Source organism: Nitrosomonas sp. (assembly GCF_019752415.1).
GTDB lineage: Bacteria > Pseudomonadota > Gammaproteobacteria > Burkholderiales > Nitrosomonadaceae > Nitrosomonas.
Genome location: NZ_JAIEME010000075.1, coordinates 1 through 9321 on the forward strand (window position 1 = coordinate 1; position 9321 = coordinate 9321).

Sequence of the window (9321 nt, forward strand, 5' to 3'; positions counted from 1 at the left end):
ATTTTGCTTCGGATATTGTTGTGCCGCTGATCCCGATTTTGCTGGCGACTGTGTTGTCTGCAGGACCTATTGCGCTGGGATTGATTGAAGGAGTTGCGGATGCGCTGGCTTGTTTTCTGAAATTGTGGGCGGGGCGGCTTCCGATGTGATGAGCGGGCGGCGTAAAGGGCTGGTATCATCTGGTCAGCGGCATTGCCGCTATCCCGGCGGGATTGTTGTTTGGGGTGATTTGGCATGTATTCGGCTCGGCAGTGGCATTTTTGTTTGCCAGCCTGTTAGCGCTGCTGGCAATCGTATTATTACGGCTATGGGCCTGGCCGATGCGGCATTACTATAACGAATAAGGACGAATAAGTATCATGGAATGGTTAACTATTATCTTGTCGGTGTTTGCGTTGGCATTTATGTTCTGGTTTTTTTCCACAAATAAGAAATCACTTGAAGTGGGACAATCCGCACCCGCTTTTAAATTGGCGGATCAACATGGAAAAATGCATTCGCTGTCTGATTTTCACGGGAAATGGCTGGCGTTGTATTTTTATCCGAAAGACGATACGCCCGGATGCACCAAACAAGCTTGCACCTTTCGTGATGGCCTTCAGGAGCTGACGAATTTAGGTGCTGAAGTGATCGGAGTCAGTGTGGATGACACGAACAGTCACGCTGATTTTGCTAAAAAATATCATCTGCAATTCCCGCTTCTGGCGGATATCGCAGCAGAAACTACAGCACGCTACAATTCCCTGATTCACCTGGGCGTTGTCAAATTTGCCAGACGCAATACATTCCTGATCGATCCGCAGGGAAAGATTGCACGTGTTTATCTGTCTGCAAGCGCGGCACGAAATTCTGCAGAAGTGATCAAAGATTTAAAGCAATTGCAGGCGGTATAACGCATGGCAGGATTTCAATGGATTAATGCTCTGTTGACTTCTATCAAAGATTAATTTTCCATTTCATACAATATGCATGAGATTTCACTAAAGAGGGTACAGGATGGCAAATTTTACTGAAGATCAATTGACACAACTTAAATCTGCATTACACAAACGCTATTTGGACTTGCAGGAAGATATTCGCAACGAGTTGGCGCATACCAAAGATATTCGTGATTTTGATCTGATGGAGTATTTAAACAATATTCCCGATGACGTCGATACTGCGCTGGTTGACCGGCAGATTAACGAAATGCGCGAATTGGAAATGTCGCTCAAGTACTTGAGCGAGCTGGAGTTCGGTGATTGTATTGATTGCGGCGATGAAATCGGGTTTGAGCGGTTACTGGCGTATCCATCTGCCCAGCGTTGCATTGAGTGCCAGAGCCAATATGAAAAGTCTTTTCCGCAAGAATCCAACCCTTCGTTATAAACACGGACTATTGCCAAAGTTTATGTACTGACCTTGAGCAAAATCAGAATAGCGCCGCCACCGCCGTCTTCTGGTTTGGCCTGGCAAAAAGCCAGAACATCAGCACGCTGCATCAACCAATTCCCAATTCGGATTTTCAAAACCGGCTCGCGGTTTTTTGAACTCAATCCTTTGCCATGAATGACACGGACGCAGCGATATTTTCTATGCGCACACATACCCAGAAAAGCGCTTAACTCCTGCCTGGCTTCGTCACGCGTGAAACCGTGTAAATCCAGATTATCCTGGATTCCCCAGTAACCACGCCGTAAACGCCGCAGTGTCTGATGTGACATGCCCGGCCGCAGATACGACCATTCATCTCCCGCTTCAATTTCCATGGCGATATGATCTGAAAGGGTATCTTCAGTGACAGCCTGTTCAGGGTACTTTTCTTTCCGGGGAATCGGAGGGACTGTTGAACTGCTAGGGGCGAGCTTGTCTGTGGCAGGTAATGGCGCAACATCCCGCATTGCTGCGTGAAATAACGCCATTTCGTCTTCATCCTTGGCAGAATCTTTTTTAGCCATTCAATTACATCGTTGACTCGCTGTGGCTTGGTCTCCGATTTATGATTTACTTCAGATTATCGAGATATTTCTCTGCATCCAATGCCGCCATACAACCACTGGCAGCGCTGGTTACGGCCTGACGATAGATGTGATCCTGCACATCGCCCGCGGCAAATACGCCGGGGATGCTGGTCGCCGTCGCATTACCTTGACCACCGCTGCGCGTAACAATATAGCCATTTTCCATTTGCAGTTGTCCGGTAAAAATATCGGTATTGGGTTTATGCCCGATGGCGATGAAAACACCCTGCAAATCGATCGCTTGCGTGGAATCATCCTTCGTGCTTTTAATGCGCATGCCGGTAACGCCGGATTGATCGCCCAGCACTTCATCGAGCACGTGATTCAGCGCCAGTTTAATGTTTCCGCTGCGGGTTTTTTCCATCAATTTATCAATCAGAATTTTTTCCGAACGGAATTGTTCGCGCCGGTGAACTACCGTCACACTGCGTGCGATATTGGCCAGATAGAGCGCTTCTTCCACTGCGGTATTGCCGCCACCAATCACGGCGACATCCTGTCCTTTATAAAAGAAACCGTCACAGGTCGCGCAACCGGAAACGCCTCGCCCCATAAATGCTTCTTCTGAAGGTAAACCGAGATATTGCGCGGAAGCACCGGTGGCGATGATCAGTGCATCACAGGTATAGGTGCCTTGATCACCGATTAGCGTAATCGGTTTTTCAGTCAGTTTTGCAGTATGAATATGATCGAAAATGATTTCGGTATGAAAACGTTCGGCATGTTTCTGAAACCGCTCCATTAATTCTGGGCCTTGCACGCCCATCGCATCCGCCGGCCAGTTGTCGACATCGGTCGTTGTCATCAATTGCCCGCCCTGAGCCAGCCCGGTGATCACGACCGGATTCAGATTGGCGCGTGCGGCATAGACCGCAGCGGTATAGCCAGCCGGGCCGGAACCCAGAATAAGCAATGCACTGTGTTTGGTTGTCATAATTTATTTGCGAAGTAATTCGAGAACGATATTGTACTCGTAAATGGGCAAATTTCCTTGCTGGCCGACATTCTTGGCAATCATCGCGGATTTCTCCGCTGTGGATTTCGCGTTCAGCAATAAATCGGTTTGGTTAAGTTTCTCACCGGGAAAATACATTTGTGTCGTCAATGCGCGATAACCCGGTTTTGAGATTTTTAAATGGATATGCGGCGGTCTAATCCAAGTTCCGCTGGCTGGATAAGCGCCGGGCATCACGGTTCTAAAGCGGAAGAAGCCATTCTCGTCACTGTTGATAATCGCCCAACCTTGAAAGTTCGTATCCGGCTTAGCGGGGTTTGGGTCACGCGGATGACGGTAACGGCCGTTGGCATCGGCCTGCCAAATGTCTAATACCGCATTTGCAACCGGGTGTCCGGCTATATCCTGAACTTGTCCGCTGACAATAATGTGTTGACCTTGCGCATCACCCTTGTGTCCCTCAATTTGAGTTAAATCGGCATCTTTATCATTTTGATCTTTTACCGGATAGAACGGCCCTTCGGTTTCATCGGGCGTAGGTATCAGCGCTAATGCTTTGGCAAAACTACTGCGGCTGCCCAGAGCGCTGGCTATGCTGCCAAGCAGGCTGAATTGGATCAGTTTTCTTCTGGAAATTATTTTCATGGAATTGTCAGCAAGATTAATTCTTAAATAATAACTATTTCATGAGCACTGTGCTCAAGTTGTTCAGAATCAACAATTGATATCGGTTTTTGTAACCCATCAAATTTTTTGATGACTTTGCTTGAAATTCGTTCAGATTACTTAATCCAAATATGCTATGCCGTTCCACACACAAGGGGGGATGTGCGCTACGTTCAAAATTACGAATCCAGGACCGGCAAGGCATATAACCACAAGGTCACAAAACAAAATTATACTTAATCCATCAGCCAACTTCTCAATTCGCGATCAATCCCCTGCTTTCCTTGAAGCAGAATTTTTATCAATGAATGTTCTTTAGTATAAAATGAAGCCTATATAAATTGACATGAGATATCTGGATAATGGCTAATATGATAGAAGTTGTTTTTTATTCTGTAATTGCATTGTTTGCAGGATTAAAAGTTGCGCAGATAATAAAGGAAAAATTCTTAAAATAAGTATGCCGATATCCCCATCAGTAGGCTGTTGAAAAGCGCATTCGAGGCGGACAATGCAGGCAACATATCTACAATGCAAACTTTAGAGTTAGAGTTTTAGCTCACCGTTGCATCGCTGGGGTCTGGTGCCGAATCACAAATCCATATGAGACATTAAGAAAATTTTTATTTGATCTGTAAACAACCCTAGCGATTCTTACATTCAATAATTATCTATGGTGTTTTGATAGTCCATGCAACTTTATAAATATTTTCTAAAAATGTATATCTCTTGTTTTTATACGAAGAAAGGGATTACACAACACCAATTTTTGGTAAGGTAACTCTATCATGCCGATTGTAACTGACTACACCGCACTGCTCACCGGTTCATACTGGAGTGGTATTGAAGTGACTAGTCGTCCGACCTTGATCACTTATTCCTTTTCGACCAGTGCGCCTGTCACCGATGAAGCAGTGATCGGTACATCTGCCTTTGCCACCTTTCAGGCATTTACTGCCGCACAGAAGACCCAAACGCGTGCAGCGTTGGCTGAGTGGGGCAACGCCAGTGGCCTCACTTTTATCGAAGTACCAGCAGGTGCAAGCGAAATCACATTTTCTGCCTATGACTTCACGGGTTCCCCATATGATGGTGCCGGCGGTGTTGGCTTTTATCCCTTCGGTAATTGGAATTTCTTCTCATTCCCTAATTACCTCGACGGCTGGAGCGGTGCTGGCAATATATTACTTAACCGTGATTTTGTCACCGCTGGACAATTTGACTATGGTCTTATCTTGCACGAGATCGGACATGCGCTTGGATTGAAACATCCGACTGAGACTTGGACGAGTGCCGCCAATATTGTGCACGACCAGGTGTTGGCAGTGGATGATCCAGCCCTGACGATCATGAGCCAGCTCGGCGGGCCGCTCGTTCATCTTGCAGCCCTTGATATTGCTGCTATCCAGAATATTTATGGACTTAACAGTGCTGACCTGACCAACTGGTCTTATGACAGTCTCAACAATATCTTGACTCAGACTGCCGGTATTAGCGGCGCCACACTGCGCGGCACCAATATTGGTGACATACTCAATGGCAGCAGTGGCAACAATGTTCTCACTGGTTTGTTTGGAGATGATTCGATATTCGGAAACGCCGGAAACGATCTGATGTTTGGTGGTTCGGGTAACGACTCACTGAACGGCGGCCCCGGCAATGACACAATGCACGGCGGTATTGGTAATGACAAATATACCGTTAATGCCGTGTTTGATCAGATCATTGAATTCGCTGGGGAAGGCATCGACACTGCGACTTCGAGCGTTACCTACACGTTGCCAGCGGAAGTCGAAAATTTGAAGCTCTCGGGATTTTTGGCGCTTAATGGTACGGGTAATAACCTGAATAACCTGATTACCGGCAATGATGCAGCGAATACTTTGCTGGGTGGCGATGGTAACGACACTCTGGATGGCAGGCTTGGTGACGATAATCTGATTGGAGGCCTGGGTAGCGACATCTACGTTCTGGATAACGGTAGCGATCAAGTGACTGAGCTTCCAGGTGAAGGCACCGACACCATCAAAACAGGCTTTACCTTTAATTTGGTTCCGATTGCCAATGTCGAGAACCTGACACTCATCGGCACATTGGCGATTAATGGTGATGGCAACGGTCTGGCTAATACGCTTACGGGTAATGCCGCTGCCAATACGCTGAACGGTGGTGGTGGTGTCGATAAACTCCTCGGCGGCGCTGGCGAGGATAATCTGAATGGAGGTCTTGGTGCTGATATGCTGACAGGCGGATCCGGTCGCGACACCTTGTCTGGTGGTAGTACAGATGCCGATACCTTTGTCTACTCGCTACTTACGGATAGCGGTATCGGTGTGGCAAACCGCGACATTATCACCGACTTTGATATCGCGGATCGTATCAGTTTCAAATCGATTGACACCAATCCGATACTCGCAGGTGATCAAGCGTTTACTTTCGTTGGTAGCGGGCTGATCACAGGTGATTGGCAGGTGGGATATCAAATTATTGGTGCCGATACGCAAGTGCTGATTAACACGACAGGAACCGTAATGCCGGAGATGGAAGTACTGCTGGTTGGATACAACATTGGATTGACAGCATCGGATTTTATACTTTAGCACACGGGTGTTTACTGCGGTGATAGATGCGCTAGTCAATTATAATGAGATTAGTGCCACCACATTGGAAAGCACAACGAGGGTGGTATCGAATCAATCTAGAGCGAAAAACAAAAAATTGAAGTGGCCGCGCTGTGTTTTGAGCTAACCATCGCGTCGAAATTGCGTGTGTACATCTGACCATTTTCCCCACACCAAGCTTTCAAAGTTTGGATCAAGTCAATTCCCGGATGACGCGAGCTTATCCGGGCTACTTGCTAGGATTCGTGAGACCTGTCTACATTTGTGCTCATAAAAGTAGCGCTTAGGGCTATCTTCGACTGATGCAGGAATACATGAACGCTCTTCCGGCTAAAGCACATTCGCTATTTTTTTCTGACTGGTTATAAGAGCCATTGGTTGCGCAGCCGATCAAGCCCCAAATAATCAATGATACGATCACAAAAATCTTCACAAACATTTTTCATCCCAATAAGGTAGCTCGATTTCGTTTCTGAAAATAATTGATCACTGTTTTACAAGACGGCACACTTTAAGAGTGTATTCGGGTGTACATGATTGTAATAACTCAACCGGAGTGACATGTGAGTATCCTAACTTAATCAATGCAATGATGTATATTAGGGAAACTTTTGTTTTTTTATAAGTAAAACCATTAGCTGCAACTGCTCTTGAGACATCACGTTTTTTAACTATCCTGATGGCTTCTTACTTATATCGGCTACCTCGAAAACGTTTTTCAACAGCCTGCTAGATAACCCCCCCATCAGCTTGCTGTGAGGTGGTTATCTACCTCTTATCTAGATTCAGGAACGACAAAACGATCTGAATACAAGGGAAGCAGTATTTCTACTTCTTGATGCTCATTTCGTTGAGCACTCTTTTTACGCCAGCGACTTTTCCTGCGAGTTCGATCGCCCGGTCCATTTGAGCTTGGTTATCTACAAATCCACTAAGTTGGACTTCCCCATCTCGTGTCACTACGCTGATATCAGAGCTATCGATGATCGAGTCGCTGAAAAGCGAGGCTTTTACCTTAGTCGTAATGACGCCGTCATTAATCTTGTCGCCTACGCTGGTGTCTTTAGCCTCGATGTCTATTTTGTTATCAACCTGTTTGACGCCTTCAACCTTCTGGGCAATCATAACGGCACGATCAATTTGACTTTGGCTCTGCACAAAACCGCTTAGCTGCACTTCGCCTTTGCGGGTTTCGACTTTGATATTCAAACTTTCCAAACCTGTGTCTTTTAGCAGGGCAGATTTAACTTTTGTGGTGATGACGCTGTCGTTGATTTCTGTCCCTACTGAAGTGTCGGGCTTAGTCTGTTGCTCTTGGTGCTTTTCCTGCCCATAAGCTGCGCTAGACAAGCTGACGGCAAGCGTGATAGTCAGGACAATGAATTTATTTTTGATATTCATGATTCTTCTCCAGAATTGAACAAATTGCTTATGGCTCCGGGCTGACAGATCAGCATGATGTTAGAGCAAAGCGATTATTGATTAGGGGATGGTGCTTACAGTGCTGTGTGTGGTAATGAAAGCTTGGAAGTAGGCATCCGCCGAGATACTGCACTCGATATCCGAGGAATCATTTGTAAACTTTCCCTGAAGACGAAGCAGAAATGTACTATCGATACTTTACGCGATTTTGCCGCGCACACTAAAAACGGCCTTGGTGTATGCGCGGCTGATTTTGTTATGCTTTCTTGACGGTTTCTTTCAAATCGCCAACACCTTTCTGTATTTTTCCTTCGACCTGCTTTTCCAGTCCTTTGGCTTGCTGTTCTTTGCTACCAACCAGTTTGCCGGCTTCTTCCTGAATTTTTCCAGCGATGTCTTTTGCTCCGCCTTTCACTTGATCTTTATTCATGATGAATTCCTCATATTAAGTTAAACCATTTAAAAACGAATCGGGATCGGTTCGTATGCTACGAGTCACATTAATACTCTACGTGTGATGTAGTTCATTCTAATAAGGAAGGGATTGCGCTTCTGTGCGCTTGGTAACATAGTGTTCAAAATAAATTTTGCTTACAACGAAGTTGCGTATCGTCAGCACGAAATGGTGAGGTCAGCGATTCAGGGGAAAATTCTAACGATGGCGTGCGTGCGACTCGATGCGTTCGATGTGCACGAGCGGAACGAGCAGCCAGATTGCGGCCGTTGCGAGCGTGGAAATGATTACCAGCCAAGTGTATGCAAACGGCCCTTCGCCGAGTTCGGTATACAAGTGTGCGCCGATGTTCTGTGAAGCCAGCGTGCCGAGATTGAAAATGGACATAAGTAATGCAAAAAAAGTCGCTTCTGCACGCTTGGGGCATGCTCTCGCAGCAAGATCCAGAAATGCCAGAGTAGTGATCATTCCGGTGATGCCCCAGATGATATGAATGAGCAGTGCGGAAGTTTCACCGCGATAAGCCAGGTAAGTCAGCAAGGTTATGACCGATAAGCCAATGGCGAAATTAATTAGGTGGCGTAGCGGCATTGCTCGTGACAAGGGGGCATAGATGAACGCGCCAGCGATACTGGTTGCCGCACCAACTGAGCTCAGGATGCCGATGTACTGCTGGCTAAAGCCGAGGGCGTCAGTTTGGTAATAGAGAAACGCCGGACCGAAGGATGGGCTAAAATTGAACAAAAAGATAAATCCGGCTACCAGCCACACCGAACGCTCCCCGAATCCTTCCCGCAGTGCTGCCCAAATTTTCTTGAATCCGTTATTTTTTGGATCGACCTGTTTTTCGCGCACGAAAAATAAAGTCATCAGCAGTACGATAAAAGGAAATATCGCTGCAACGGCAAAAGCGGCTTGCAGGTCCCTATACTCGGCAAAATATCCGCCCAACAGTCCCACGATAATTGATGCGGCGGTGACTGCGGTCCATTGCACCGATTGGAAAGCCCCGGTAAGTCCATGCGATTTGCCATTCTCCACCATGAGTGCATCGGTCAATACATCGTTATAAGCCAGACCCAATCCCATCGCCGTATAGAGAATGGCAAGTTCCCAGTAGGTATAATGAGGTGTGCTGTCAAAAATGGAGTCCATGTGTTTAAGCAGCGACTAGATTTGCATAGTATCGCTGCGTAAATTGTG

At 46.5% G+C, this 9321-nt stretch carries 10 protein-coding genes; 4 read left to right on the plus strand and 6 right to left on the minus strand.

Annotated features, from left to right (window positions below; genetic code table 11):
• Positions 1 to 109 precede the first annotated feature (109 nt).
• From K2P83_RS11775 to K2P83_RS11785, 3 genes are all read left to right on the plus strand, one after another.
• Positions 110 to 337: a hypothetical protein gene (locus K2P83_RS11775; protein WP_292929418.1), complete on the plus strand. Its 228-nt coding sequence runs from the start codon at positions 110 to 112 to the stop codon at positions 335 to 337.
• 22 nt (positions 338 to 359) lie between these two features.
• On the plus strand, positions 360 to 893 hold the full coding sequence (locus tag K2P83_RS11780) for a peroxiredoxin (RefSeq protein WP_292929420.1): 534 nt from the start codon (positions 360 to 362) through the stop codon (positions 891 to 893).
• 103 nt (positions 894 to 996) lie between these two features.
• Entirely contained in the window at positions 997 to 1368 is a 372-nt protein-coding gene (locus tag K2P83_RS11785) for a TraR/DksA family transcriptional regulator (RefSeq protein WP_292929422.1), read from the plus strand.
• A 20-nt stretch (positions 1369 to 1388) separates the two neighbouring features.
• Here K2P83_RS11785 and K2P83_RS11790 read toward each other — a convergent pair whose 3' ends face one another.
• The 3 genes from K2P83_RS11790 to K2P83_RS11800 are packed head-to-tail and all read right to left on the minus strand — an operon-like array spanning position 1389 to position 3600.
• Positions 1389 to 1937, minus strand: a complete 549-nt coding sequence (locus K2P83_RS11790; protein ID WP_292929424.1) for a Smr/MutS family protein — start codon at positions 1935 to 1937, stop codon at positions 1389 to 1391.
• Between the two features lie 46 nt (positions 1938 to 1983).
• Positions 1984 to 2934: a thioredoxin-disulfide reductase gene (gene trxB / locus K2P83_RS11795; RefSeq protein WP_292929426.1), complete on the minus strand. Its 951-nt coding sequence runs from the start codon at positions 2932 to 2934 to the stop codon at positions 1984 to 1986.
• Positions 2935 to 2937: 3 nt separating this feature from the next.
• Positions 2938 to 3600 carry a protocatechuate 3,4-dioxygenase gene (locus tag K2P83_RS11800; RefSeq protein ID WP_292929428.1) on the minus strand — a complete coding sequence of 221 codons (663 nt, stop codon included), beginning with the start codon at positions 3598 to 3600 and terminating at the stop codon, positions 2938 to 2940.
• 809 nt (positions 3601 to 4409) lie between these two features.
• On the opposite strand from K2P83_RS11800, the gene K2P83_RS11805 reads away from it, so the two are divergent.
• Positions 4410 to 6221 (plus strand): hypothetical protein, encoded by a 1812-nt coding sequence (locus K2P83_RS11805; RefSeq protein ID WP_292929430.1) that lies wholly within the window; start codon positions 4410 to 4412, stop codon positions 6219 to 6221.
• 849 nt (positions 6222 to 7070) lie between these two features.
• Here K2P83_RS11805 and K2P83_RS11810 read toward each other — a convergent pair.
• From K2P83_RS11810 to K2P83_RS11820, 3 genes are all read right to left on the minus strand, one after another.
• A complete protein-coding gene (locus tag K2P83_RS11810) occupies positions 7071 to 7643 on the minus strand; it encodes a BON domain-containing protein (RefSeq protein ID WP_292929432.1) in 573 nt (190 codons plus the stop codon).
• A gap of 277 nt (positions 7644 to 7920) precedes the next feature.
• Positions 7921 to 8094, minus strand: a complete 174-nt coding sequence (locus tag K2P83_RS11815; protein WP_292929434.1) for a CsbD family protein — start codon at positions 8092 to 8094, stop codon at positions 7921 to 7923.
• Positions 8095 to 8316: 222 nt separating this feature from the next.
• Positions 8317 to 9273, minus strand: a complete 957-nt coding sequence (locus tag K2P83_RS11820; RefSeq protein WP_292929436.1) for an MFS transporter — start codon at positions 9271 to 9273, stop codon at positions 8317 to 8319.
• Positions 9274 to 9321 lie beyond the last annotated feature (48 nt).

Bases quoted from the DNA above. Each gene is read 5' to 3' on its own strand.
- K2P83_RS11815 (WP_292929434.1), bottom strand. From the start codon at position 8,094: ATGAATAAAGATCAAGTGAAAGGCGGAGCAAAAGACATCGCTGGAAAA.
- K2P83_RS11780 (WP_292929420.1), top strand. From the start codon at position 360: ATGGAATGGTTAACTATTATCTTGTCGGTGTTTGCGTTGGCATTTATG.
- trxB (WP_292929426.1), bottom strand. From the start codon at position 2,934: ATGACAACCAAACACAGTGCATTGCTTATTCTGGGTTCCGGCCCGGCT.
- K2P83_RS11800 (WP_292929428.1), bottom strand. From the start codon at position 3,600: ATGAAAATAATTTCCAGAAGAAAACTGATCCAATTCAGCCTGCTTGGC.
- K2P83_RS11805 (WP_292929430.1), top strand. From the start codon at position 4,410: ATGCCGATTGTAACTGACTACACCGCACTGCTCACCGGTTCATACTGG.
- K2P83_RS11790 (WP_292929424.1), bottom strand. From the start codon at position 1,937: ATGGCTAAAAAAGATTCTGCCAAGGATGAAGACGAAATGGCGTTATTT.
- K2P83_RS11820 (WP_292929436.1), bottom strand. From the start codon at position 9,273: ATGGACTCCATTTTTGACAGCACACCTCATTATACCTACTGGGAACTT.
- K2P83_RS11785 (WP_292929422.1), top strand. From the start codon at position 997: ATGGCAAATTTTACTGAAGATCAATTGACACAACTTAAATCTGCATTA.
- K2P83_RS11810 (WP_292929432.1), bottom strand. From the start codon at position 7,643: ATGAATATCAAAAATAAATTCATTGTCCTGACTATCACGCTTGCCGTC.